Raw genomic sequence first — 26,088 nt, forward strand, 5'->3', positions numbered from 1 at the left:
TGTTTTCTTATTAAACGGCTTTGCAGACTACAAACCAGCCAACTTCAATCGATTGGCATGTTGACGATATAGAGTTACAGGGTCGGTTTCAAACAAGTGGTGAATCCCCAATAACCCATTGATCTCATCTAGGTGGTTCATTTTGTAATCATCACCAATCACTTTGCCCAAATGGGCGCTGCATGCTCCTACTAACCCGTCATTAGGTTCATTGAAAGCTAAGCCTAGGATTGTCATCGCTCCATCGGTAGGATCAAGAAGGTTGGTAAAAGTGGAAGACCCTGTCCATGAATAGTAATAAACGCCGTTACTTGCTTTCCACTCACCATCACCACACTCAGAGGTCGGAACGCCCTCAGGGTAAAACTGGTTGAATGCTAGTGAGCCTTCTGTGGTCAATGCTTCAAGAGAAGCGAGGCCGTCTTGATCGAGATCCGTTCCACCAGATAAAAGGTTAATCAGTGTCGTTAATCCACCTGCTAATTTCACCGCGATACCTTCTGTGACAGAGCCTTCAGATACGTTCCCTCTAACGAGATCAGCAACCTTAGAACCTTTATGCACACCGCCAATACTGGTCACTGAAGCAACAAGATCCGGTCGAACCGACGCAACATAACGAGTCGTAGGCCCACCGTGGCTATGACCAACCAGATTCACCTTACTTGCTCCTGTTGCAGCTAACAGCGTTTCAACTTGGCTGAGTAACTGTTCACCACGGACCTCAGAACTATTGGTTGCAGAGACCTGAGCGACGTATACGCTCGCACCATCTTTGGTTAGGGATTCAGGTACGCCATAGAAATAGTCGACGCCCGCTAATGTATCGAAACCAAACAGACCATGTACCAACATAATGGGGTATTTTGTTTCAGTGTATCCGCTGGCTTCTAATGCTGATGCGCTCGTTCCGGCATATACGCCAAAACTGGATAGGCAGGCTATCGTCCAAATTAATATCTTTTTCAATGCTCTTTCCTTAAACAGATTAGACCTCTGATGAGTAAAAGAACCGTAGATGATGATTTTATAAAATAGAAAGTAACGACTTGATATTTGTGATGGCGAACTTGAATTAAACAGGTGCGATGAACATCAGACGACCAGAATCGTGATAAAAACTAAACCATAAGCAATTGATTAAATTAATATTTAGTTAATATTAATGAGATTACTCATTCAATATCCCGACTCAAATATCAATTCCAAATTCTCAATAAACCAAAATTTTTCGACAAACAACCGTTTGGAAACAGGTATTTTTCAACCATAAACTCGTTGAAAACTTGATACTTATGCCATTAACGACACACCACAAACCTGAATGTATTGACGTTAATTATTGATTTTAGATATAGGTCGTACCAGTTATTTACTTATCCAGTTATCAGCAAGAAACAAACAACAACGTTTTTGTTTGGCTCATCTAAATATAAAAGAGAATACAGTGATGAAAAATACGGCTTTAATACTCACGTTAGCCCTGCCTTTTGGCGCTTATGCCGCTGAAGACTCAATACCAACACCAGAATCGATTACATCTGCACAAGTACTCAGTACACAAGGCTCAGAGACCTATTCATATGTTAGATGTTGGTATCGAACCGATGCCTCTCATGACTCCCCAGCCACCGACTGGAAATGGGCAAAGAAAGAGAATGGTGATTACTACACGATCAACGGATATTGGTGGTCTTCTGTTTCTTTCAAAAACATGTTCTACAGTGATGCGCCTCAATCTGAAATCAAACAGCGTTGCGAACAGACACTCGACATCCAACATGACGCCGCCGACATCACCTATTTTGCGGCAGACAATCGCTTCTCTTACAACCACTCAATCTGGACCAACGACAACGCTTTTCAAGCCAATAGCATCAACCGTATTGTATCCTTTGGTGATAGCCTGTCCGACACTGGTAATCTATTTAATGGCTCACAATGGGTTTTTCCTAACGCAGATTCGTGGTTTTTAGGGCACTTTTCGAATGGTTTAGTCTGGACAGAGTACTTAGCAAAAGCGAAAGATGTCCCTCTGTATAACTGGGCAGTAGGCGGCGCAGCAGGTACCAACCAATACGTAGCATTGACTGGTGTTTATGATCAAGTCACCTCTTATCTAACCTACATGAAAGTTGCCAAAAACTATCGCCCGGAAAACTCACTATTTACTTTAGAGTTTGGTCTCAATGACTTCATGAACTACAACCGAGAAGTCGCCGATGTGAAGGCTGACTTTAGCAGCGCACTGATCCGATTAACGGAATCCGGTGCGAACAATATCCTGCTGTTCACCTTACCCGATGCGACCAAAGCCCCTCAATTCAAATACTCTACCGAACAAGAGATCATAAAAGTTCGTGGCAAGATCTTAGAATTCAACCAGTTCATCAAAGCTCAAGCCGAGTATTACCAAGGTATGGGGAAAAACGTGGTGTTGTTCGATGCAAGTGCGTTGTTCGCCAGCATTACCGACAACCCAGAACAACATGGCTTTCGAAACGCGAGTGATGCTTGTCTTGATATTAATCGAAGCTCAGCGGCCGACTACCTGAAAAGCCACAGCTTAACCAATGATTGTGCGACCTATGGTGCAGACAGTTATGTATTCTGGGGCGTGACCCACCCAACCACCGCCACACACAAATACATTGCCGACCATATCTTAGCGTTTTCATTCTCGACATTCGATTTCTAAAGTCGCCAAGTTGAACTTTAACTTTAGGTAGCACCTTTTAGGCACAAAAGTCAGATACAAAAAACCGCCTAATAATGGCGGTTTTTTATTTGCATCAACCTTTCAAAGCTAAGCTTTTAGGTCACGCAAGTTGATTACTCGTCGTCAGTTTTTGGCGCAACTTTCTTCTTAGGGATAAATACTGTATCACCCACTGCCACATTCTGGTGGAAGCTCTTATCGCGCTTAACTGGTTTCTTCGGCGTTTTCTTCGCTTGAGTGTTGGTTTTCTTCTTCGCAGGGCCGCCTTTAGCAAACGCAGGTTTACGAGGCTTAATACCTTTGAACTTACCTTTTAGGCCTTCAAGCACAGAGAAAGTAAGATCTTGTTGAAGGTAAAGCTCAACACGCTTGAAGCTGTCCCAGTCTTTTGGACCAACCAAAGAGATTGCATCGCCTTTGTTACCCGCACGGCCAGTACGACCAACACGGTGAACGTACTCTTCGGTGTGCTTTGGCATATCAAAGTTGATTACGTGGCTTACGTTTGGAATATCGATACCACGAGAAGCAACATCGGTTGTTACCAAAATCTTGTAAACCGCACGCTCAAACTGACTCATGATCGCATTACGCTGCGTTTGGTTTAAGTTACCGCTCAGTGCAACGGCTTTAAGCTTCTTCTCATTCAGCTTATCCGTTAGGCGATCAGTATCAGCACGAGTTGCTGTGAAGATCATAACCTGACGGTATTCAGCTTCTTCTAGTACACGGTCTAGAATCGCTTCTTTGTGATCTAGGTGATCACATAGGTAGAATTTCTGAGTGATATCAAGGTGCTGCTCGTTAGAAACACCCACAGAGATGCGCTTAGGTGCGTCTAGCATTTCATTGGCAATACCGTTCACTTCAGCGTGGTCTAGCGTTGCAGAGAACATTAGCGTCTGACGACGACGGTGCTTAGCCGCATTCGCAATGCGACGCAGTTCTGGAGCAAAACCAAGATCAAGCATACGGTCTGCTTCATCAAGGATTAGCGTTTCAACACCATCAAGGAACAATGAGCGGTGCTCTAGGTGGTCAGCAAGACGACCAGGCGTCGCTACGATAAAGCGAGGGTACTTACGCAGTGCTTTAACTTGGTCGTTAAAGTTCTCACCACCTAAGATAAGCGCCGCTTCATAAGACAGACCACCAAGCATACTGCGCAGTTCGCCGTAAACTTGCTTCGCTAGCTCACGAGTAGGAGCCAAAATTACACCACGAGGATCTTTAGCAGAAAACGCTTTTGTTTTTAATGCTTTATGTATCATTGGCAACACAAACGCCAATGTTTTTCCTGATCCCGTTTTTGATGAAGCCAATAGATCCTTACCAGCAATAGCAACAGGGATCGCTTTTGATTGGATCTCTGTCGCCTTCTTGAAGTCGTAATGTTTTAAGTTCTTCAGTAAGCGGTTATCTAAGCCTAAATCTTTAAAGTGCAAAGGACTCTCCAGTCATGATGGTATTGAATAAAATTAATTTAACGTGACATGATACCGCGAAAGTACTTTATAAGGATAGAGATCACAGTAAATTTATCCCTTTATCTATGTTTAGCTAGAACATTATATGCATTGCTAGCAAAGGGGTGGCCCTCCAAAAACACCTTCAAGTCGTCTCTAAATCCTGCATCTCATAAGTGAGACAGAACGTGATGCTTAGCTAATTACCTCAAAAATTTAGCAATTTCTTTAGTTATTGTTTTTGCAGTTAAAAAATTAGTCGCTACAATCATTAATGAAGCGACTATATGATAAAGAATGTATAGCGCATCTTTTGATGATAAATAAGCAAGGAGTTCTTATGAATAAGACGTTAATCGCAGCTGCAGCATCAGTTTTCATTCTAGCCGGTTGTTCTTCAGAGCCAGAAGAAGCTGCAGTGTCAGAAATGGATCAACTAACTAACCAAGTGGCTCAACTTACAAGCGAAGTTGAAGCACTTAAGAGTGACAAAGCAGCCGCAGAAATGAAGGCTCAAGAAGCAGAAGCAGCCGCTATGGCAGCGAAAGAAGAAGCGGATCGTGCTAACGAACGCATCGATAACATCGCTGAGTCTTACACTAAGTAGTTTGAGATCTAATCGCGATTAAGCTGTAGATTAAATAAGTCGCAAAAAGCAGTATATAGACAGCACCACTTCTTAACGAATGTGGTGCTTTTTTTTTGGGCGATACCAATTCGAGTAGAAGGTATTGATTCGAGTAGAGAAAAGATAAAACGCCCCTTGTTACAGAAGAGGCAGTCGAATTAAAACTCAATCACAGGTGGTGCTATCTCTACAGGTACGCCGTTTTGAGCAAAGATAACCGCTTTCGCCTTTGAATTTGGCAGTTCTGCGTCTTCAAGCCACCATTTTAGTTCCACAGGGATCTGTAATGATTTCTTTGAACCATCACTTCGAGTTAATGGCTCGTGCGCTTCAACAAACACACTTCTATCTGGTTCTAATGACACCTTAATCGGCTCATTGATAATGGTGACCTGTTCACCACGGTTCACTTGCTCAAATAGCCACTCAATATCTTTAGGTTCCATTCGGATACAACCAGAGCTAACTCGTAAACCTATTCCGAAGTCTTTGTTAGTACCATGGATCAAATAGTCGCCAGCGCCATAAGCAAGTCTCAAAGCATACTCACCCAATGGATTTTCCGGCCCAGCGGGAACCACTCTCGGTAATTCAATACCCTTTTCAAGATACTCTTTGCGGATTGAATTTGGTGGCGTCCATGTTGGATTCGGTCTTTTTTGGCTTATCTTGGTGATCATCTCGGGAGTATCGCGCCCCACTCGACCGATGCCGACAGGGAAAACATGCACCTGATTTTTCTCGGGCTCAAAGTAATACAACCTTAACTCAGCAAGATTGATGACGATCCCCTTTCTTGGGGTGTCAGGCAAAATCAAGCGGCTTGGAATGCTTAACACATAGCCTTCCGCGGGAAGAAAAGGATCCACCCCTTTGTTAGCTGCCATTAAAGAGAGAAAACCAATATCGTATTGCTTGGCAATGATGGCCAAGGTTTCGCCCGCCGCCACTTCATGCTGCTGGATTCTGCCCACAATGCGGCTTTCTGTCGGTGGCAATTCAAAGGTTGCAGCAGACACCCACGATGAAGCTATCCCGCTGGCAAGCAAAGTGGTTCTTACAACAAGCGACGCCGCCCTGTGAAGTCGTGTTTTCATTGACGGCAAAGGCGTCGGTTTAACGCAATACGACATACAAATCCTTGGTTTGTCTTTTATCAAAGTTTAGATTATCTCTGATCAAACGTCTCTACAACGTATTGTTGTCTCGAAACTGATAGGCAACAAGTTTATGTGTAGGCCTTTTCCTCTCATTCGCTTGCAATTTACCCATACAAAATCGATTGCCTTTACGCTTTCAACATATTTGGTTATCAATATTAATAAAACTATAATGGCAGACCTGTTTTGTGACTAAAGTCTCATGGAGCCACGTTCTAACTCGCTAATATTGCCTCAACAAAACGAATTCAATTCAACAGAATCGGTAATTGATTAAATCCTGTTCCTATAATTACCGTTTAAACTTTGGAGAACGACCATGGCTACACCTCATATTAATGCTCAAGCTGGTGATTTCGCAGAAACAGTACTTATGCCGGGCGACCCGCTTCGCGCAAAATACATTGCAGAAACATTCCTTGATGACGTGAAGCAAGTTTGTGACGTTCGCAACATGTTTGGCTACACAGGCACTTACAAGGGTAAGAAAGTTTCTGTAATGGGCCACGGTATGGGTATCCCATCATGTTGCATCTACGTACACGAGCTAATCGCTGAGTTCGGCGTGAAAAACGTAATTCGCGTAGGTAGCTGTGGCGCAGTACGTGACGACGTTAAACTAATGGACGTTGTTATCGGTATGGGTGCATCTACTGACTCAAAAGTAAACCGTATTCGTTTCAACAACCACGACTTCGCTGCTATCGCTGATTTCGGTCTTCTAGAAGAAGCAGTAAACCAAGCTCGTGCACAAGAAGTTCCAGTTAAAGTTGGTAACGTATTCTCTGCAGACCTTTTCTACACTCCAGAAGCTGACCTTTTCGAAAAAATGGAAAAGCTAGGCATCCTAGGTGTTGATATGGAAGCGGCTGGTATCTACGGTGTTGCTGCAGACCTTGGTGCTAAAGCACTAACTATCCTAACAGTATCTGACCACATCATCCGTGGTGAAAAACTAAGTTCTGAAGAGCGTCAAAAATCTTTCAACGACATGATGAAAGTTGCTCTAGAGACAGCAATCAACATCTAACGATTTGATCAAAGATACATTGAAAAGCGTTACCCCGCAGCCAGGCTCGCTTGGCTGCTCAAATAATCCCGAGGGGGAGATCGTGTCTAACGACAAGCTGCCAAAAGATGCGGATGGTTTGCAACTCAACTTTTGTAAAACATTGGCGTGTGACAACTTTGGCTTGAGCGATGCAAAACGGTATGTTTTGCAACACGCGAACCCTAAGCGTCCAGCGATGGTTTGTCGTGAATGTGGAGCTTTCCCCCCCTTACTTAACAACCGTGAAGTGTTAAGCGAACTTCATCGCCTAAGACAACTTCACAGCGATGGGCTCCCTGCTTGTCGTAATGATGATTGCGATAATTTCGGCTTATCGGTTCATACCCATAAACATCTTTATCATGCCTTCGGCTACAGTGGTGACAGGCAGCGTTATCGATGCAAAGACTGCCAATCAACCTTCGTTGATAAATGGTCTGGATCCAACAAAAAACTCCAATTTCAAGAGAACCTCATGGGCTTACTGTTCATGGGCTATTCCGTACGTGAAATCTGCCGAAAATTAGAGATCAACCCAAAGACTTTCTATGATCATGTTGACCATATCGCGAGCCGTTGTCGTCGTAAATTAGCGATGATCGATGCACGATGGGTTAACCATGCCAAAGACTATCAATTCGCTTCCCATTATCAGCGCTTACAGCCACAAAGTAACAACGGTGTGGTTTGGATAGCGACGGGTGAGGCGCATTCTGGCTATATCCTTTGCCAACACGTTAACTACTCTCAAAATGAAGAACCATCGGGGAACGTGGACCACAATCCTTATGATGATGTGGCACGATTTGTATCCAAAGAGCACTCTTCAGAAGCAAATCTCGAACTGCCTCAGCCCTCTGACAAACTAAAAGAGCGCATTGAACAGCAATACCAGGTGATTCTTGCGAGAGGTAACGTTGAGGACCCAATGGGTAACCTCACCACATTTAGCTACCCTTCAAAGGGTGCACTCATTCGACCGCCTTATACCTCTTATGCTCACTTCTTACATGTGTTGGATATGTGTAACGAAGACAAACATGTCGCCATCTATATGCCACAAGATCCATTACTAAGATCTGCCGCTTTAAGCGTATGTTTGCCGCGTATTCAGAGTCAAAATATTGACCTTATGTATGTAGAGGAAGATTCAGGCTGGCAAGACGACCAAAGTTTTGAAAAGATCGACATCGTTCACATGAGTTGGTGGCGAGATCGCTGGGCTATTGCCAATCAGGGTGATAATCAGAAAGGTATCTGCTACCTAACCGGTAACAATCCAGAACCAAAACAGTGGTTTAACACGGCCTCAATTCAACAAACTAAGTTCTATCAACAACGCTTTCAGCTGTTATTTGATAGCTTTATTAATGAGCCCAGACGTAAGCTTCGTCCTGGGGGCATTCTTCCATTGCTCGACATATTTAGAGCTTGGCACAATCTGTGCTACCAAGATAAGCAAGGGCTCACGGCAGCACAACGTTTAGGCGTAGCAGAGCTGCCATTAACTCTAAAGCAACTACTTTCATAGCAACAAAGCCTTTAGGTAATTATTCGGGAACTCATTGATTTTAAAGCGACAACATGAGGTAACACCCATAATTAGAAAAGATCGATGTTCCTTTGACGCTCTACGAAAGATAATTGGTGCTTATCTCAAATTACACTCTTATAATGATTGTGTTATCAATATGTTCGATAATCATGGATGTAAGTCTTGGACAAAAATCAGTACCTTCTTGAAACAGAATTAGAAAAACTTAAAACTCGTGTCGACTCTGAGCCGTCAGTGATCCTAGAGATTGCCCAACAGTGCCTAGTCCGATCAGAGCAAGTTCTGTTTGAAGAGGGTGCCATCCAGTCATTGATGCTAATGGCAAGGTGTAGCTGGAACCTGATGGATTACCAAAAAGGTTTAAAATACATCAAGGAAGCCTACAAGCGCCAAAGCCGATTAGATACCGACCTTTTTCTCCCTGAAATCCTCCATTTACACGCGCTCCAGTTCTGGGGGCAAGCCAAGTACTATTCCGCCCAGCAGTTCTGGATCAATGCTTTAGAGCAGTCCGCGTTGGTTGATGAAGTCGAAATTCAAATTGAATGCCTCATTGGCCTTGGCAATATTTGGCGAATGACCCACGAATATAAACTTGCACGTTCTACCCACCAGCTTGCCGTTAAAGTGGCTAACAACAGCCGCATTGGTTGGTTAGAAGGCAAAGCCAGAATACTGCTCGCGTGGGATTACTACCTGCTCAACAACTATATTGAAATGCTATCGGTATTGGACGGCGCAGAAGAAGCATTAAAAGATCATAAAGATAACACTTGGCACGCTGAGGTGTGGGACTTCCGAGGCCTTGCCCTACTTGGTCTCGAACGCTTAGATGACGCAGAGCGCGCCACGGCCAAAGCACACAATCTAGCCGTAGAACACAACCTCGTTTGGATGAAGGCGCACTCATATATCAGCCGAGCTAGATTGGAACTCTTGAGAAAAAGACCAGAACAGGCGGCAGAATTACTAAGGCTCGCAGAACAATCCGCAAACGAGTTCGATAATGGCGAGTTGTTAAGCCAAATCTGTTACCAACAATCCTTAGTTGCAGAAGAAAACCAAGACTTCCAAGCCGCACTCGTCGCCTTTAAAAAGTACCGTCAATATTCTATCGGTATGCTTAAAGAGCAAACTAATCGTGTCGGCTTGGACAAAGCACGCAGTTCAAAACGCCAGCTTGAACAGAGGGCACGAAAGCTGATTAATCGTATTCGTGGCCAACACGAATACGATCCTGAAAAGCACCTCTCTTACGTTGTCTCTGAAACCTTTTGGTGGGAAAAACTGGTACTGTTTAAGACAGAGCTTAAGCGTTCAAACCACAGCATCATTATGTTCCATCATGTCGATACTGATTACTTAGATGTCTGTACCGAGATTGCTCATGCTTTATGTAACCAGAATGACTTCATTGCAAGGCTAAGTTCTGAACGTGTGGCTCTTATGCTTTCCGAAAAAGGCGAAGCCGCAGAGCAAACCTTCCAAACTCTCAGCACCATGCTTGATATCTATCCTTGGCATAGAAAAGGATTAAAAGGTTCAAGACCGACCGTCAGCCTCAATGATATTTTGACGTTCCCGTTTACGCTTGAACAATTAGAAGAAGACGATGCTGAGGTAATAGAATAATGGAAACGCTATTAAGCAAGATCACAGACGCCGGTTTAGACCCTTCATCGGTATCAGGTGAAGAAGCGATCATCTTCTGGAACCACATTCGCCAGCACGTTTCGACAACGCAAACAGAGCAAGCGCACTGCTATATCATCAGCTCTGAATACCGTGCCGAGTTACAACAAAATCAAACCAGTATCGAAGAGTTAAGACGAGCACTCGATCTGCTCCACCTTCCTGCCGATATTGAAGACATTTTGACAGTCAAGAGCAGCCTAAGTGACCGCTTAGTTGAAATTGGTGATTACACCTCAGCACTCAATGAATTCGTCAGTTCATCGACAATCGCGGTTGAACACGGCCATATCGATGAATATGTACTAGCAATTTTAGGCATGGGCAACCTGTGCGATTCCTATGGCGATCACAACAGAGCTCTGCGTTACTACCAAAAAATCAGCAGCATAGACCATGCGATAAGCAGTCGCTCACTTCGCCTCAAATTCAAGCTGCATATGGTAGCAAGCCTACTTCTACTCAATCGCATTACAGCAGCCAGCGATTTACTGAATGAGTGCGAAGAACTGAGTATTTTGGTGAGTGACAAGTTGCTCACAGCTCAAATATTGCTTTACCAAGCAAAGGTGCTGCGCGCTAAGAAAAAATACCACGAAGCGCTACGCTGTCTGTCTAAAGTTCAATACCCAGCCAACAACACTCAAGCAAGCTGGCTCGCAACCATGACTCGTCTAGAGCTAGCACATTGCCTAAGCGCAACTGGTAAGCAAGACTACGCGAGCATGATTTTGTCGAGCACGGACAAACGTGTAAAAGCCTACTCGTCGCCAGTACTTGCAAAACGATTCTACGATTCGCTAAGTGATGTGTGTATGAATCAAGGGCGTTTTCAAGAAGCGCTAAGCTATGAGAAAAAAGGCTACCGAATTGAAACCGATCTGATGAAGCAGATCCCGATCAGTGAACTCGGTGCAAGCCAGTTACGCCGCCTGTCCCGTTTTGAATTACAACTCAAACTCATTCTCTCTGAACAAGAGAACAAAGAGTTGAAAGAGACAACCGAGCAACACAAGAATGCGGTGGCTCAGCTCCAACAAGACGTGTTCACCGATCCATTGACCGGGCTACACAACCGTCGCTGGTTAGATGTGAAACTGAAAGACATGCTGCTACACGATACCTCTTTCGCACTGATGGTTATCGATATTGACCACTTCAAGTCTATCAATGATGAACTGAGTCACTTAGTGGGTGATAAAGCGATTGTTAGTGTGTCTCAAGAGCTGCGTTCATACTTTAAGTTTAGAGGCGCATCGTGTGTCAGGTTTGGTGGAGAAGAGTTCCTTGTCATTCTTGAGAACACTGATCTTCCTAAAGCAGAAATGCACTCTGAAAATTATCGAGAGCGCATTTTCCAATTTGGATGGCATGAAATACTTGGGGAGCGCGGTTTGACCGTGAGTATCGGTATCACTTTGCATCGTGACGGAGAGAATACTCAACGTACCTTCTACCGTGCCGATAAAGCGCTATACCGAGCTAAAGCCAACGGCCGTAATCAAGTGTGTACAGAGTAATGGCATGTCACTCTGTAGTTCTGTAGTTCTGTAGTTCTGTAGTTCTGTAGTTCTGTAGTTCTGTAGCTAAGGCCAACAGCTTATTGATAAAAGAACAGAGAAATACCAGCAAGGGCGGCAAGCGTGCCGATGATACTTTGTTTTGACACCTTCTCCCCTTTCAGCGCATAAATCACCAAAATAAAGACCGGGCTGGTCGCTATCAACGTTTGTGCAATCGCAGGGTTAGCATTTTTCAGCGCCACTTGTTGAAGCCATAGAGCGAGAAACGTTCCGACAAAGATTGCCCCTAATAACCACAGTTTATCGAACCTAGTCATTTCCCATAGATCTCTTTTTATCGATGAATACGGCTTCTTTTCAACAAAAGGGATAATCAGCATCACAGCAAACACGCCGATAGTCAGGCGAATCAGTGCACCTAACAATGGTGGAATATCGCCCGCCACTAACGCGTAATGAGAAATAACCACACCAGATGCCTGACAGACACTCGCCACAAGTCCATAACCAATGCCACCCCACTGCGCTTGGTCATTCGATTCACCGCTCGCCGATTTTGATGGCTGGAAGACAACAAAGGTCACCGCCAGTGTTGTAATCACGACACCGAGCCAGCTTTGCACTGTCAATACAGCACCAAGGAACATTAATGCCAGCACACCAGAAAGAGGCGGTGCTAAAGACTCCAGTAACAGCGTCTTATTGGCACCGATTCTTTTCAACGCCGCAAAATAGGCGCTATCTCCAATCGCAATGCCAATCACACCTGAAATTGCCAATATCAGAAAATGGTTGGTACTCAGTTCAAACTCCGGCATCGGGATAAGAGGCATCACCAGCAACATCATCCCTGACGCCACCACACCCTTAACAATGTTCAATTGCATCGCAGAGAAGCGATGTCCAAATTGCCCATAGATCCATGTCGCACATGCCCACACAATTGCAGCACCAATGGCCGCCAATTCACCTATATACATCCGTATTTGTTCCTTGTGGTTATGCACGTCATTTAGAATCGTAGCTGTCATCATTTCAGCTGAAATACCAACCTGAAAGCCGAAATAGCCACTTCAAACACGATGAGATTTTATAAGATTCATCAATGCTTTTATTCGCATTAGAAGCGACAACACATTATTTTCAACTCGGTAAATCATTTTTATAACAATTACTTGGATGATAGCGTAGTATATTTATAACTAATATCTAACATTACAAGGATCTGTTATGTTTTTAGACTACTTTGCACTCGGTCTACTGATTTTCGTAGCATTGGTTATCTTTTACGGCATCATCGTTATTCACGATATTCCCTATGAAATTGCGAAAGAACGCAACCACCCTCATCAAGATGCTATTCACGTCTCAGGCTGGGTTAGCCTATTCACCTTACACGCTATTTGGCCCTTCCTTTGGATCTGGGCAACGCTGTGGCGTAAAGATCGTGGTTGGGGCTTCGCTAAATTAGAAGAAGAGCAACACGATATTCATCATCGTGTCGATATTCTCATCGATCAAGTGAGTACCCTTCAGGAAGAAATCGCACAGCTCAAGCAAGCTGGTGCTGAGCAAAACAGTCCAGAGAAAGAGACAAACAACGTTCAAGATCAGGAGGCTAAGTAATGGATTTACTGCTGATAATGACCTACGCGGCACTTTGTATCACCATCTTCAAAGTATTTAATATCCCGCTCAATAAATGGACAGTACCTACCGCCGTTCTTGGTGGTGTCGTCATCATAGGTACTTTGATCCTACTGATGAACTACAACCACCCTTTCACGCAAATTGGTAATCAAGTTTACTCAACAACGCCAGTCGTTTCAGGCGTTAGGGGTAAAGTTATCGAAGTGCCAGTAGAGGCAAACAAACCTCTGAAGGAAGGGGATATTCTTTTCAAAATCGACCCAGTTCCATTCGAAGCTGAAGTTGCAAGATTAGAAGCTAAAGTAAAGGAAGCAAGCCAAGGTGCGCTTGGAATGGAATCTGAAGTGGCTGAAGCTGAGGCTGCAAAAATCAAAGCCATCGCAGAGAGAGATAAAGCCCAACGTGAATTCTCTCGTTACAAGCGCGGTTATGACAGCGGAGCCTTTACCGAGCAACAATTAGATACTCGCAGACAAGCTTACAAGGCATCAGAAGCTGCCGTAAAAGTGGCAGATGCTAATCTAGAACAAGCAAAAATCGCCTTAGACTCTGAAATTGGTGGCGAGAATACAGCCGTTTTAAGCTTACTGGCTGAATTGCGTAAAGCTCAGTTTGATTTAGAGCAAACCGTGGTTCGAGCTCCCACTGACGGATACGTTACGCAACTAGCATTGCGCCCAGGCGTTATGGCAGTGCCGCTTCCTTTAGCTCCTGTGATGACCTTTGTTCACACAGAAGAACAATTCTATACCGCTGCGTTCAGACAAAACTCCTTACAACGCCTGCAACCGGGTTACGAAGCTGAGTTCTTGTTTAGAGCATTGCCAGGGAAGATATTCAAAGGACGTATTGATGAAGTGATTCCAGCTATTGGTGAGAGCCAATTCCAAGCTAGAGGCGCGCTTCTAGGTACTGATGCGTTGCGTACCAGTGGTCGTGTGTTTGTTAAATTGAGCATCACAGATGATCTGTCTGACTACCATTTACCTATGGGCACCGCGGTTGAAGTTGCCGTTTATTCTGACAGCTTCACTCACGTGTCTATCATGCGTAAGGTCCTTATTCGCATGAAGAGTTGGCAAAACTATCTATACCTAGACCACTAAACGGTCGTAGATATGTGACGAACCCGCTTAACACATTGTTAAGACGAATGAAAAAGCTAGACTCGCTCTGGCTTTTTTGTTGCTTGATTAACCGTAAAATTGCACTTTTTACACGATATTTCGGTGTTCAGATGGAATTTTAGACATCTAGACACTTACCTTCCCTTATGGAAGGGTTCTACTGTATAATGCGCGCCTTATTTTTTATATTTGCCCAAAAAACGCTCTCATTGAGACGCATATTAATAATGGCGAATATTCGTTCTTTATTAAGCTTTATCTTTCAGTATTCGAGGTTATCTATGAACTTTTCAGCTAAAACAGTGGTCGTTATTGCCATTGGCGCGGCACTGTACGGCATTGGTGGTTTACCTATGTTTGGTGTCCCAGTGTTTGCGAACACGACATTGAAACCAGCGATGGCAGTTCTAGCACTGTTTTCTGTTTTGTTCGGCCCAATTGTTGGCTTCTTAGTTGGCTTTATCGGTCACTGGGTAACGGATCTGTTCGCAGGCTGGGGCGTGTGGTTAACTTGGGTACTAGGCTCAGGTATCGTAGGCATGGTTATCGGCTTGTTCCCTATGATGACTAAGAACCGCCTTCAACAAGGCGAACTGCCAATGAAAGATTTTGTATTGTTCGTGATACTGGCCCTTGCAGGTAACGTTGTTGGCTATGGCTGCTCTGCGTTCCTCGACACCATCTTATACGCAGAACCGTTTACTAAAGTCTTCACTCAACTGTCTATCATCGCAGCGGGTAACACCGTTCTGATCGCTGTTGTGGGCTTCCTGATCCTAAAATCAGTCGCTAAACGCAACAAACAAAGCCGCAACCTGACTGAGGCATAAGCGATAATGACTATAGCATTTTCGAACTTCTCTTTTAGATATGAGTCGCTGGATAAACCGACGCTAAAAAATATCAATCTAAGGATAGAGAAAGGAGAGAAAATCGTCATTATTGGACCAAGTGGTAGTGGTAAATCTACCCTAGGTCAGTGTCTCAATGGTTTGATACCTCATGCAATCAAAGGTGAGGTGTCGGGCTCTTTAGAGATAAACGGCAAGAATATCTCTGAGTTTTCGATGCACGATTATACCGAGCAAGTCGGCACGGTATTACAAGATACTGACAGCCAATTTGTGGGTTTGAGTATCGGTGAAGATATCGCTTTCGCACTCGAAAACCAGTTGATGTCGAACATTGACATGTACCCGTTAGTTAAGTCGACGGCAAAAATGGTCGACCTAGCGGACATGCTTGAACGTTCACCTCATGACCTTTCTGGTGGTCAAAAACAGCGAGTATCGTTAGCGGGTATCTTAGTTGATGACGTTGATATCTTGCTGTTTGATGAGCCTCTAGCAAGCCTTGACCCAAAAACGGGTAAGGCAACGATTGAGATCATCGACCAGCTGCATAAAGAAACCAACAAGACCATCGTGATTATCGAGCACCGCCTCGAGGATGTCCTACATCGCGATATCGACCGCGTGATCTTAATGGAACGCGGTGAAATCGTTGCTGACACAACACCCGATGAAATCTTGGCTTCTGAATTACTTGATACACACGGTATTCGTGAACCGCTTTACTTGTCGGCGCTTAAGGCGGCGAAAGCACCACTAACCAGCGAAGACAAGCTGTCAAACCTCAAAGCTTTAGACTACAAAAGGTTCCGTCCTGCTGTTCAAGCATGGTTTGCTGAGCGCCCTGCCCTGGTAGCAGAGAAGCAGTACCCACCTTTACTCGAAGTTCATGGTCTAACTTATTCTTACGACGGCGAGAAGAACGCACTCGAAGATGTGAGTTTCAAGATTGGCAAAGGTGAGTTCGTTTCGATTCTAGGCAAAAACGGTTCGGGTAAATCAACCATCACTAAACTCATCATGGGTGTGATCGATGCCGATTCAGGCTCTTCCTATCTAAATGGTGAAGACCTATCTGAGCTTTCTATCTTTGAAAGAAGCCAGAAAGTCGGTGTCGTGATGCAGAACCCAAATCATATGATCTCGCATCATATGATTTTTGACGAGATTGCCTTTGGTCTTCGTAACCGCAACATTGCAGAAGAGAAGATCACAGAAAAAGTAGAGCATGTTCTTGAGCTATGTGGGCTGAGCAAGTTCCGCCACTGGCCGATCGAAGCCCTGAGCTACGGCCAGAAAAAACGTGTAACCATCGCATCTATCTTGGTGCTGGAGCCTGAGCTTCTTATCTTGGATGAACCGACTGCAGGTCAAGACTACCGTAACTACACATCCATGCTGGCCTTCATCCAAAAGCTTAACCGTGATTTGGGTATTACCGTTGTGATCATCTCACACGACATGCACCTCGTTCTCGAGTACACCACACGTTCAATCGTAATCGCAGACAGCAAGTTGATTGCGAATGCAGCGATGACGGAAGTGTTTAGCCAACCATCACTTCTAGAACGTGCAAATCTTTGTACCACCAGCATTTATGAACTCGCGACTATGATGAAAATCGACGACACCAATGCGTTTATGCAGTACTTCATCGACTACGAGAGAAGCGCTCAATGAACGCATCAAAAGTAAAATTCGGCATCAATTACATTGATACAAAATCACCACTTCATGCACTTAACGGCATCACCAAGTTTGCACTCTTCTTAGCTTGGGTAACCGTGGTATTGACTACGTTCGACCTGAGATTGATTACGCTGCTTATTGTGACTGGTTTATATCTGCTAAAGCTGACCAATGTGCCTGTACGCGTGTATAAGCCTTTGTTATTAGGAACGGCGAGTGTACTAAGCCTAAATGCTCTGTTCATGTATCTACTGGCTCCACAGCAAGGTACTGAGCTCATCGGCAGCGAGACCTTATTGCTGACATTGCCGGGTAACTACTCGTTGAGCCAAGAGACTCTGTTTTACTTGGTTACTGTGACGCTCAAATACATGAGCATGTTCCCGATAGCGTTGATTTTTGTCTTCACAACGCATCCAACGGAGTTTGCTGCTAGCCTCAACCGTATCGGTGTTCCCTACAAGATCGCCTACGCGGTGAGCTTAACACTGCGTTACTTGCCTGAAGTTAAAAAAGACTTCATCAATATCATGCATGCTCAACAGGCTCGTGGTGTAGAGCTTTCAAAGAAGGCTCCCCTAGTTACTCGAATCAAAAATGTGGCTAAGGTTCTAGGACCTCTCATTTTCTCTAGCTTGGACCGCGCAGACGAGATCTCTAACGCAATGACATTACGAGGTTTTGGTCGACACAAAGCACGCACTTGGTATAGCTATGCACCTTTGAAACGTATCGATTTTGTTTGTTTGAGTGTCATCGCTTTTATCGTGGTGTTGGCCATTGCGAAACGCATTCTAGAGCCGAAGTTATTTTGGTATCCGTTCTAGTCATCTGAATTAGCAAAGATAAACAAAGACTTTAAATAACACACCGCTCAATAGGGCGGTGTTTTTGTGTGGACTCAAAGCCTGGTCAAAATTCAAGCGAACGAGCTATAGCTATCGACTTTTGACGATAAACTAACGCTTTTTTTACCTCTAGCGTTTGAGATATCTATAAGAAACTCTTAATATATGTTGTTTACAGAATGTTACACTCAATAGAGATTTGTAATGGCTCGAATTACTCAAGTACAGAAACTAGAAAACCAAAAACACTACGATGAAATCGTACTAAACCTTTTTCTGGCTGAAGGACATGAAGCACTGACTTATGCAAGGATTGCTCAAGAAATTGGCATTAGTTTAACGACGCTTCAGGGCTATTATCCGTCGACACGCGCTATTCGTTCAGTACTTCACGAACACATGTTATCGATCGTTATAGACAGTCTAGACTTTTCATCGGAAGCGCTGTTTATCCAGTCTTGGCAAGCCGCTCTAGATAATGATCAGTTTCGATACGTGATTAAATTGATGTTCTTCCATGCTTCGCAAATAAAGAATCCTGAACAATTTAATCTCAGCTCGAACGGCGAATTTCGTGAAAAGATGTTGGACAGTTTTGGCAACGACTCTGTTCGAATCCTTGAAATGGTAGTCGGACGCTCAATGTTCTATCTCACCAACTTCAAGTAACGCTAACCAGCTTACTAAAATAGCAAAAGGGAACCCTACGGTTCCCTTTTTTAGACTTTAAAAAAGTGAGCAGTGATGACTTGCTCAACTTATAGACCTAATTTAGCTTGTAAAAAACGGTCGATAACGGCGGTAAGCGTAGCTCAATCGAAGTGTCTAGCCCTTCGCTTTCTACCGATTCAATCTCAGCAGTCTGCTTCACTTCAAAACCGCTGCCTGCATAGTCCACAGAGTCTGTATTTAACAGTAGTGAGTACTCACCTTTTGCAGGGACTCCTAAGCGGAAATGCTCATGAGGAACTGGCGTAAAGTTAGAGACAATTAATACACGCTCACCAGACTCACTGATGCGTTCGTGCGCTAAGATACTCGCTTCAGCAGAGTCCTGTAGACGCCATTCAAAGCCTTTCGGGTCAAAATCAAGATCGTGCATTGCAGCTTCAGAGCGGTACAGGTTATTCAAGTCTTTCGTTAAACGCTGAACACCTTGATGACGCTCGTAATCCAGCAAGAACCATTGCAGTTGGTCGTCATGGTTCCATTCAGCCGTCTGGCCAAATTCTGCGCCCATGAAGTTCAGCTTCTTACCCGGCTGCGCATACATATAACCCATGTAAGCACGTAGGTTAGCCGTTTGCTGCCACTCATCACCCGGCATCTTGTTATGGATAGAGCCCTTACCGTAAACCACCTCATCGTGAGACAGAGACAATACGTAGTTCTCACTGTGTGCGTAAACCAGAGGGAAGGTAATCGTATCGTGGTGATATTTACGGTTGATTGGATCTTCTTGGATATAAGACAAGCTATCGTGCATCCAACCCATGTTCCACTTAAAGCCAAAACCTAAGCCGCCCATGAAAGTGGGTGCCGAAACACCTGGGAACGCTGTAGACTCTTCGGCAATCGTCATCGCATTCGGGAAGTGCTTGTACACTTCTTCGTTCATCCACTTAAGAGTTGCGATGGCGTCGTAGTTTTCATTGCCGCCGTCCGCGTTCGGAATCCATTGATCATGGCTGCGCGAGTAATCGAGGTACAGCATCGAAGCGACTGCATCAACACGGATGCCATCAATGTGGAATTGCTCGAACCAGTAGAGTGCATTAGAAACTAAGAAACGACGAACATGCTCTCTGCCTAAATCGTAAATGTACGAGTTCCAATCTTGATGCCAACCGCGACGCGGATCTGGATCATGGAACAATGGCGTACCATCGAAGTTTGCTAGGCCGTGATCATCACTTGGGAAGTGAGCTGGAACCCAATCCAGAACAACGCCAAGACCCGCTTGGTGACATTGATCGACGAAGTATTTGAAATCATCCGGAGAACCAAAACGGCTAGTCGGTGCAAATAGACCAACAGGCTGATAGCCCCAAGAACCGTAGAATGGGTGCTCTGAAACTGGCATTAGCTCAACGTGCGTGTAGCCAAGATCCGTTAAGTATGGGATCAGCTCTGCCGCAAGCTCGCGATAATTTAAGAATTCACCTTCAGCGTTACGCTTCCAAGAACCTGCATGCAATTCATAGAACGAAAGCGCTTCTTTGCGCTTTTGCGTTACCGGGCGATTTTGCCATTGAGTATCTTGCCACTCGTAACGAGCGTGATCGTAAGTCACGGATGAGAACGATGGGTATTGCTCAGAGTAGAAACCCCATGGGTCAGCTTTGTGTGGTAAGCCTTCGCCATTTGGTCCTTTTAATTCAAACTTGTATTGAGCGCCTTCTTCCAGTTCAGGAATGAATAAGCCCCACATACCGTAATCTAGGCGTTGCATTGGGTGGCGGCGACCATCCCAAGCGTTGAAGTTACCCACCAAGCTTGCCGCAGTTGCATGCGGTGCGTACACCAAGAAACGCGTACCTAAAATCGTCTGTCCATCACGCTCTAGCGTAATAAACTGAGCCCCCATGTGATGATACATATCTTTCGGTGTATGAAGATCTTCATAACTCGCGTACAGATCGTGGTACTGGTACGGATCATCGATGATCTGTTCTACGCCAGCCCAGTCAACCGCAAGCTTATAGTGAGTGAAACGTAAGTCTCTCTCTTGCTTAAGAATGAAACCACTTTCATCCTCTCGCGCTAACTCAATACGAGGTTCCTTTCCAACAATCAACTCGACTTTATCTGCCCCAGGAATCCACACACGTAATGCACCTTGCTCAGAAGGTAGGTATGGCCCTAAAAACGCGAATGGGTCTGTGAAACAAGCCTGTGATAGTTGGGTATATATTTGTTTTTGCTTTGAAATCGAACTTAGTTCCAAAACGTTTCTCCCTAACCAAACATCCAAAAAACATAATACAAAAATGCCCGCTATTAGTGCGGGCAATATAACGACGGTTTATTCTACCAGATGAGCATTCATTATTGAGTGACCGAGGTTGTAGTTTCGTATGGCGTAAGCAAAAAACCACCTAATTTCAAGTCACTCAATGTCATTACTTACCTGCTTTTTCTCGAACGTCAGTCAGCTTAGAAGCGATACGATTAACACCTTCGTGGGCAAATATTTCGTCCAAGTTCATTGATAGTTTACGACGCCAGTTAGGGTATTCATCGACCGTGCCAGGAATGTTTACTGGCTTATCCATCTCTAGCCAATCTTCTAGCTGAACGCTCAGTAATGTTGAACCACCAGCCGCTACGTGCAGTTGAAGTGCCTCAGCAAGGTAAGAGTCCATCGGTACTTGGCTCGCATCGCGGCCCACACCTTCTGGTAGGAAACCATGCCATGCTACTGAATCTAAGATACCTTGCTTGCACTCTAGGCGGTCATCGAACAAGGTTTCTAATTGTTCTGCATCTGGGTATAAGCCAATCTCTTGGCCCATTTTTAGGTCATCACAGTGCCAAAAGCCGCGAAGCGTTGGCATATCGTGAGTACACAGTGCTGCCATCGATTGTGATGCGTAGTGTTTTGGTGAGATGAAACCACCGTCGTCTTCTGATGTTTCGAAGAAGAACACTTTGTAAGAATGCACGCCAGCATCTGCAAGGATGTCGACAATCTCATCCGGTACCGTACCTAAATCTTCACCGATAACGCTACATTGGTAACGGTGAGACTCAAGCGCCAGAATAGACAGCATATCTTGTACTGGGTAGTAGATGTACGCACCCTTAGTTGCGTTCTCACCCTTTGGAATCCACCACAAACGCAGTAGACCTAATACGTGGTCAATACGCAGAGCACCACAGTGCTTCATGTTTGCACGAAGTAGCTTGATGTAAGCGGCGTAGCTTGTTTCTTGAAGCACTTCTGGGTTTAGCGGAGGTAGACCCCAGTTCTGACCCAAAGGACCAAGAATATCAGGTGGAGCACCGATGCTCGCATCCATCACTAGGTTGCCTTCGTCAGCCCAAGTTTCGCTGCCTGAATCTGCAACACCTACCGCTAAGTCACGGTAAAGGCCGACAGCCATGCCCTTCTCTTCAGCAAGAGACTGTGCATCGTTGATCTGGCAATCCGCTAGCCATTGCAGGTACATGTACAGATGAACGTTTTCTAGGTTCTCTTTGATGTACTTCTGTGTCGCAGGGCTTTCGAATGTACGGTACTTCTCAGGGAATACTGGCCATCCCCACATGCCAGAGTCTTCAGCATGCAGTTCACCGTGCAGCGCATCAAACGCAGCTTGATGCATCAGGCTATCGCCGCCCTCTTCTACGAAGGCTAAGAACGCTTGTGCACGATCGCTGTTTTTGTCTAGATGACGAGTCTTAAATTCTGCGAATAACAGAGGCAAGATGCTCATCTTAAGCTCAGACACTTCGGTGTAGTTTACCCAGTGTGCTTCACGTGCTTTTTGTAGACGCTGTTGGAACTCTGCACTGCCTACAGTTTGTTGTGCTTCTGCACTTAGTGCAAATTCAGGAACTGAACTCACATCAATGTATAGGATGTTCAACCAGCGACGAGAAGATGGGCTATATGGGCTCGCACCTTCAGGGTTAGCAGGGAACAATGAGTGAATTGGGTTTAGACCAACGAAGTCACCACCACGAGAAGCGATATCCGCAACAAGCTGTTTTAGGTCACCGAAATCACCAATACCCCAGTTGTGCTGAGTTCTTAGTGTGTAAAGTTGAACACTTGGTCCCCAAAGCTTTTTGCCTTGCTCGATTGGTGACTGCTTGAAACACGCTTTTGGCGTAATGATCAGTGTCATCTCGTAAGGCTTCTTACGGCGCTTACGGCTCACAATGAGCTTGTGATAACCCCATGCCAAATCACTTGGCAATGCAAACACTAAAGGGCCACCCTCGGCACGCTCATCACGAACGACTTGAGATTGAAGATAGCCTTCAAGTACCTCTCCTTGCTCGGTTTCTAAGCGCCAGCTGAACTCACTTTCACGAGCACTTACACCTAGATTAAGCGCCACTTCTACTGGCTCACCGTCACGCAAGACAAGAACTGGGTCTAGTACATCTTTTTTGTGTTTTCTTTCTGCTGACTTAAGCAGTGCATCATCGCTGCTTGTATCGTAGCCCAACGAAGCCAATAGAGACGTGATCGTCTCGTCTGATACTTGTGCTTCATCGCCCCACGCACTAACGTAACTGTCGGCAATGTTTGCCATTTCTGCGACTTGTTTTAATACGGTCTGTTCTTTCATCGCTCTCTCCGAAAACGTTCTGACGCTTTCTATTTTGTAGGGTTGTTAATTTAATTTTTACTAATCAATTAGCTTGTGACAATCGGTTTGTAAGCAGCTTGTTTATAAACGAAACCTTTAAGCCTTTCGTTTGCTCACAAGCTAATTGAGCCAAGGCAGAAACTGCCTTGGCTACTTTGGAAGTATTAACGGTTAACCGCTTCAAGTTTCCAGATGTTGTTCACGTAGTCGCGGATAGAGCGGTCTGATGTGAACTTACCAACCAATGCTGTGTTAAGAATTGCTTTCTTAGCCCAACCTGCTTGGTCTTTGTATTGCGTGCCCATGTCTTCGTGTGCTTTCACGTAAGACGCGAAGTCAGCAAGACATAGGTAAGGGTCACCACCGTCTAGCAGGCTATCAAACGTTGCACGTAGAAGGCCTGGTTGACCTGGAGTGAACTCATCGCCAGTCAGTAGGTCTAGAGATGCTTTCAGTAGTGGGTCTGCATTGTAGTAGTCGTATGGGTTGTAGCCCTGAGCTTTCAGTGCTTGAACACCATCAACGTCTAGGCCGAAGATGTAGATGTTTTCATCACCCACTTCTTCACGAATCTCAACGTTTGCGCCATCCATCGTACCGATAGTTAGCGCGCCGTTTAGAGCCATCTTCATGTTGCCCGTACCAGATGCTTCTTTACCAGCTAGTGAGATTTGCTGAGAAACGTCTGCTGCAGGGATGATGATTTCAGCCATGCTTACACGGTAATCAGGAATGAATACCACTTTAAGCTTGTTACCGATGCGAGGGTCGTTGTTGATCTTCTCTGCAATCTTGTTAACCGCGAAGATGATCTCTTTCGCTAGGTGGTAACCCGGTGCTGCTTTCGCTGCGAAGAAACATACGCGTGGCTCACACTCGAAACCTGGTTCGTTAAGAATACGGTGGTACAGAGATAGAATGTGTAGCAAATCTAGGTGCTGACGCTTGTATTCGTGAAGACGCTTGATTTGAACGTCAAAGATAGCGTTAGTATCTAGCTCGATACCCATGTTCTCTTGAACCCAATCAGCTAGGCGCTGTTTGTTTTCTTTCTTAACAGCCATGAATTCTTTTTGGAATTTCGCGTCTGTTGCAAACTTAGCGATGCCTTCTAGCTGCTCAAGTTTTGCTGGCCATTCCGTGCCGATCTTACCCGTGATTAGCGTAGATAGGCCTGGGTTACAGAACTTCAACCAACGACGTGGCGTGATGCCGTTCGTTACGTTAGTTAGTTTACCTGGGAAGATTTCGTTGAACTCAGGGAACAAGTCTTTCTTAACCAGTTGTGAGTGAAGCGCAGCTACACCGTTTACTTTGTAAGAACCAATCACACATAGGTTTGCCATGCGAACCATGCGGTGGAAACCTTCTTGGATGATAGAAAGCTTCGCTTGCTTCTCACCGTCACCAGGCCACATCTTGCGAACTTCTTGCATGAAGCGGTGGTTGATTTCAAAAATGATTTCCATGTGACGAGGAAGAAGACGGTTGATCAGAGATTCAGACCAAGTCTCTAGTGCTTCAGGAAGTAGTGTGTGGTTCGTGTATGCGAACGTATGAGCACTGATTTCCCATGCTTGATCCCAAGATAGACCTTTCTCGTCAATCAAGATGCGCATTAGCTCAGGAATCGCAATCGTTGGGTGCGTATCGTTAAGCTGAATCGTTTCTTGCTTAGGCAGATCTTCTAGAGAGAAACCTGCTGCTTCGTGACGACGTAGAATATCGCGAACAGACGCTGCTGAGTGGAAGTACTGCTGCATTAGGCGCAGAGTCTTACCTTTCTCGTGGTTGTCGTTCGGGTAAAGAACTTTAGTGATGTTACCTGCATCGATTAGCGAGTGTTGCGCTTCGAAATAATCACCGTTGTTAAAGCTTGCTAGCGAGAATGGTGCGATTGCCTGACATTCCCAAAGACGCAGCGGGTAAACTGTGTTTGACTCGTAACCTACGATAGGTAGATCCCAAGGCATTGCTTTTACTTCCATGCCTGGAACCCAAGTACGAACTTCTTTACCGTCAACGAATTCAACGTCTACATGACCGTAAAAACCAATGTGTTGTGCTAGTTCTGGACGAGCTACTTCCCATGGGTAACCTTCAACACCACGCCATGCGTCAGGTGCTTCTTGTTGACGACCGTCTTGGAAAGATTGTTTGAATAGACCGTACTCGTAGTGAAGACCGTAGCCTACTGTTGGGTATTCTTGAGCGGCACAAGAATCCATGAAACAAGCAGCTAGACGACCAAGACCACCATTACCTAGTGATGGGTCGCGTTCTTCTTCTAGAAGGTCAGTTAGGTTTTGACCTAGCTCTTCCATTGCATGAGTGATCTGTTCGTAAAGACCCATGCTGATCAGGTTGTTACCTGTTAGACGACCAATCAAAAACTCAAGTGATAGGTAGTTAACGCTCTTCGCGTTCTTAATTTTTTCATCATTTTCTGTTTCTAGCAGGTCAAAAGTCGTTAGCTCTGCAAGAGCACGACCCATTGCTAGATACCATGAACGGCTGTCTGCTGTTTCAACGGTTGTTGCGTAGGTTGCAGATAAATGTTTCTTAACACTCTCTTGGAATGACACTTTATCGAAAGTTTTTTGCTGAGTTGGTTTCATTTCAGAAATCTCGCTTTTAATAGTTCTAATTCATCTGTGACATATCGTGCATGGTCACCATAAACTAAACATCCTCCCGCTAATGCAACTGACTAGGAGTAGATGGGAGGGCGTAGGGGGCGTACCGACTTAGGGTTAGTGATCTGACTCTCATGTTCTGACTGAGAACAAAAACTTGGAGTGACTA

Annotated in this window: 19 protein-coding genes; 12 read left to right on the forward strand and 7 right to left on the reverse strand. The window is 44.9% G+C overall.

Going from position 1 to position 26,088, the window contains the following annotated elements:
• Positions 1–27: 27 nt before the first annotated feature.
• Positions 28–969 carry a triacylglycerol lipase gene (locus MSG35_RS02205; RefSeq protein WP_248382662.1) on the reverse strand — a complete coding sequence of 314 codons (942 nt, stop codon included), beginning with the start codon at positions 967–969 and terminating at the stop codon, positions 28–30.
• Positions 970–1,450: 481 nt separating this feature from the next.
• Here MSG35_RS02205 and MSG35_RS02210 point away from each other — a divergent pair, with 481 nt between their 5' ends.
• Complete coding sequence (locus tag MSG35_RS02210; protein WP_248383239.1) at positions 1,451–2,698, forward strand: SGNH/GDSL hydrolase family protein; 1,248 nt, start codon at positions 1,451–1,453, stop codon at positions 2,696–2,698.
• A gap of 134 nt (positions 2,699–2,832) precedes the next feature.
• Here MSG35_RS02210 and MSG35_RS02215 read toward each other — a convergent pair whose 3' ends face one another.
• Complete coding sequence (locus tag MSG35_RS02215) at positions 2,833–4,164, reverse strand: DEAD/DEAH box helicase (protein ID WP_048609810.1); 1,332 nt, start codon at positions 4,162–4,164, stop codon at positions 2,833–2,835.
• Between the two features lie 361 nt (positions 4,165–4,525).
• Between MSG35_RS02215 and MSG35_RS02220 the strand changes: the two genes are divergently transcribed.
• On the forward strand, positions 4,526–4,792 hold the full coding sequence (locus MSG35_RS02220; protein WP_017061882.1) for an Lpp/OprI family alanine-zipper lipoprotein: 267 nt from the start codon (positions 4,526–4,528) through the stop codon (positions 4,790–4,792).
• Between the two features lie 179 nt (positions 4,793–4,971).
• On the opposite strand, the gene MSG35_RS02225 is transcribed toward MSG35_RS02220, so the two are convergent.
• On the reverse strand, positions 4,972–5,946 hold the full coding sequence (locus tag MSG35_RS02225; RefSeq protein WP_019821668.1) for a L,D-transpeptidase family protein: 975 nt from the start codon (positions 5,944–5,946) through the stop codon (positions 4,972–4,974).
• Positions 5,947–6,292: 346 nt separating this feature from the next.
• On the opposite strand from MSG35_RS02225, the gene deoD reads away from it, so the two are divergent.
• The 4 genes from deoD (at position 6,293) to MSG35_RS02245 (ending at position 11,791) form a co-directional block, all read left to right on the forward strand.
• Positions 6,293–7,003 carry a purine-nucleoside phosphorylase gene (gene deoD, locus MSG35_RS02230; RefSeq protein ID WP_017061880.1) on the forward strand — a complete coding sequence of 237 codons (711 nt, stop codon included), beginning with the start codon at positions 6,293–6,295 and terminating at the stop codon, positions 7,001–7,003.
• Between the two features lie 82 nt (positions 7,004–7,085).
• The gene (locus MSG35_RS02235) at positions 7,086–8,555 is read left to right on the forward strand and encodes a lactate dehydrogenase (RefSeq protein WP_065676461.1); all 1,470 of its coding nucleotides are present in this window, start codon (positions 7,086–7,088) and stop codon (positions 8,553–8,555) included.
• A gap of 186 nt (positions 8,556–8,741) precedes the next feature.
• Positions 8,742–10,211 carry a hypothetical protein gene (locus MSG35_RS02240; RefSeq protein WP_102394047.1) on the forward strand — a complete coding sequence of 490 codons (1,470 nt, stop codon included), beginning with the start codon at positions 8,742–8,744 and terminating at the stop codon, positions 10,209–10,211.
• Positions 10,211–11,791, forward strand: a complete 1,581-nt coding sequence (locus MSG35_RS02245) for a GGDEF domain-containing protein (RefSeq protein ID WP_248382663.1) — start codon at positions 10,211–10,213, stop codon at positions 11,789–11,791. The genes MSG35_RS02240 and MSG35_RS02245 overlap by 1 nt, the downstream gene beginning before the upstream one ends.
• 80 nt (positions 11,792–11,871) lie before the next feature.
• On the opposite strand, the gene MSG35_RS02250 is transcribed toward MSG35_RS02245, so the two are convergent.
• Entirely contained in the window at positions 11,872–12,774 is a 903-nt protein-coding gene (locus MSG35_RS02250; RefSeq protein WP_050650986.1) for a DMT family transporter, read from the reverse strand.
• A gap of 250 nt (positions 12,775–13,024) precedes the next feature.
• Here MSG35_RS02250 and MSG35_RS02255 point away from each other — a divergent pair, with 250 nt between their 5' ends.
• The 6 genes from MSG35_RS02255 (at position 13,025) to MSG35_RS02280 (ending at position 18,628) form a co-directional block, all read left to right on the forward strand.
• On the forward strand, positions 13,025–13,420 hold the full coding sequence (locus MSG35_RS02255) for a DUF3302 domain-containing protein (protein ID WP_048610582.1): 396 nt from the start codon (positions 13,025–13,027) through the stop codon (positions 13,418–13,420).
• Positions 13,420–14,550, forward strand: a complete 1,131-nt coding sequence (locus MSG35_RS02260; protein ID WP_050650987.1) for an HlyD family secretion protein — start codon at positions 13,420–13,422, stop codon at positions 14,548–14,550. The genes MSG35_RS02255 and MSG35_RS02260 overlap by 1 nt, the downstream gene beginning before the upstream one ends.
• 302 nt (positions 14,551–14,852) lie before the next feature.
• Positions 14,853–15,401 carry an ECF-type riboflavin transporter substrate-binding protein gene (locus tag MSG35_RS02265; protein WP_004732085.1) on the forward strand — a complete coding sequence of 183 codons (549 nt, stop codon included), beginning with the start codon at positions 14,853–14,855 and terminating at the stop codon, positions 15,399–15,401.
• Between the two features lie 6 nt (positions 15,402–15,407).
• A complete protein-coding gene (locus tag MSG35_RS02270; RefSeq protein WP_248382664.1) occupies positions 15,408–17,102 on the forward strand; it encodes an ABC transporter ATP-binding protein in 1,695 nt (564 codons plus the stop codon).
• Entirely contained in the window at positions 17,099–17,938 is an 840-nt protein-coding gene (locus MSG35_RS02275; RefSeq protein ID WP_248382665.1) for an energy-coupling factor transporter transmembrane component T, read from the forward strand. Before MSG35_RS02270 ends, MSG35_RS02275 begins: the two co-directional genes overlap by 4 nt.
• A 225-nt stretch (positions 17,939–18,163) precedes the next feature.
• The gene (locus tag MSG35_RS02280; RefSeq protein WP_248382666.1) at positions 18,164–18,628 is read left to right on the forward strand and encodes a TetR/AcrR family transcriptional regulator; all 465 of its coding nucleotides are present in this window, start codon (positions 18,164–18,166) and stop codon (positions 18,626–18,628) included.
• 97 nt (positions 18,629–18,725) lie between these two features.
• Here MSG35_RS02280 and glgB read toward each other — a convergent pair whose 3' ends face one another.
• From glgB to MSG35_RS02295, 3 genes are all read right to left on the reverse strand, one after another.
• Positions 18,726–20,906 carry a 1,4-alpha-glucan branching protein GlgB gene (gene glgB / locus MSG35_RS02285; protein WP_248382667.1) on the reverse strand — a complete coding sequence of 727 codons (2,181 nt, stop codon included), beginning with the start codon at positions 20,904–20,906 and terminating at the stop codon, positions 18,726–18,728.
• Positions 20,907–21,081: 175 nt separating this feature from the next.
• Positions 21,082–23,262, reverse strand: a complete 2,181-nt coding sequence (malQ, locus tag MSG35_RS02290) for a 4-alpha-glucanotransferase (RefSeq protein ID WP_248382668.1) — start codon at positions 23,260–23,262, stop codon at positions 21,082–21,084.
• 185 nt (positions 23,263–23,447) lie between these two features.
• A complete protein-coding gene (locus MSG35_RS02295) occupies positions 23,448–25,901 on the reverse strand; it encodes a glycogen/starch/alpha-glucan phosphorylase (protein ID WP_048614594.1) in 2,454 nt (817 codons plus the stop codon).
• Between the last annotated feature and the right edge of the window lie 187 nt (positions 25,902–26,088).

Origin of the sequence: Vibrio sp. 1CM23M (assembly GCF_023161755.1) — a bacterium.
In the GTDB taxonomy this organism is placed as follows: Bacteria; Pseudomonadota; Gammaproteobacteria; order Enterobacterales; family Vibrionaceae; genus Vibrio; species Vibrio coralliirubri.

Coding starts and splice junctions, on each gene's coding strand:
- MSG35_RS02210 (WP_248383239.1), top strand. CDS start 1,451: ATGAAAAATACGGCTTTAATACTCACGTTAGCCCTGCCTTTTGGCGCT.
- MSG35_RS02255 (WP_048610582.1), top strand. CDS start 13,025: ATGTTTTTAGACTACTTTGCACTCGGTCTACTGATTTTCGTAGCATTG.
- malQ (WP_248382668.1), bottom strand. CDS start 23,262: ATGAAAGAACAGACCGTATTAAAACAAGTCGCAGAAATGGCAAACATT.
- MSG35_RS02275 (WP_248382665.1), top strand. CDS start 17,099: ATGAACGCATCAAAAGTAAAATTCGGCATCAATTACATTGATACAAAA.
- MSG35_RS02225 (WP_019821668.1), bottom strand. CDS start 5,946: ATGTCGTATTGCGTTAAACCGACGCCTTTGCCGTCAATGAAAACACGA.
- MSG35_RS02265 (WP_004732085.1), top strand. CDS start 14,853: ATGAACTTTTCAGCTAAAACAGTGGTCGTTATTGCCATTGGCGCGGCA.
- MSG35_RS02295 (WP_048614594.1), bottom strand. CDS start 25,901: ATGAAACCAACTCAGCAAAAAACTTTCGATAAAGTGTCATTCCAAGAG.
- deoD (WP_017061880.1), top strand. CDS start 6,293: ATGGCTACACCTCATATTAATGCTCAAGCTGGTGATTTCGCAGAAACA.
- MSG35_RS02260 (WP_050650987.1), top strand. CDS start 13,420: ATGGATTTACTGCTGATAATGACCTACGCGGCACTTTGTATCACCATC.
- MSG35_RS02250 (WP_050650986.1), bottom strand. CDS start 12,774: ATGTATATAGGTGAATTGGCGGCCATTGGTGCTGCAATTGTGTGGGCA.
- MSG35_RS02245 (WP_248382663.1), top strand. CDS start 10,211: ATGGAAACGCTATTAAGCAAGATCACAGACGCCGGTTTAGACCCTTCA.
- MSG35_RS02220 (WP_017061882.1), top strand. CDS start 4,526: ATGAATAAGACGTTAATCGCAGCTGCAGCATCAGTTTTCATTCTAGCC.
- MSG35_RS02270 (WP_248382664.1), top strand. CDS start 15,408: ATGACTATAGCATTTTCGAACTTCTCTTTTAGATATGAGTCGCTGGAT.
- MSG35_RS02280 (WP_248382666.1), top strand. CDS start 18,164: ATGGCTCGAATTACTCAAGTACAGAAACTAGAAAACCAAAAACACTAC.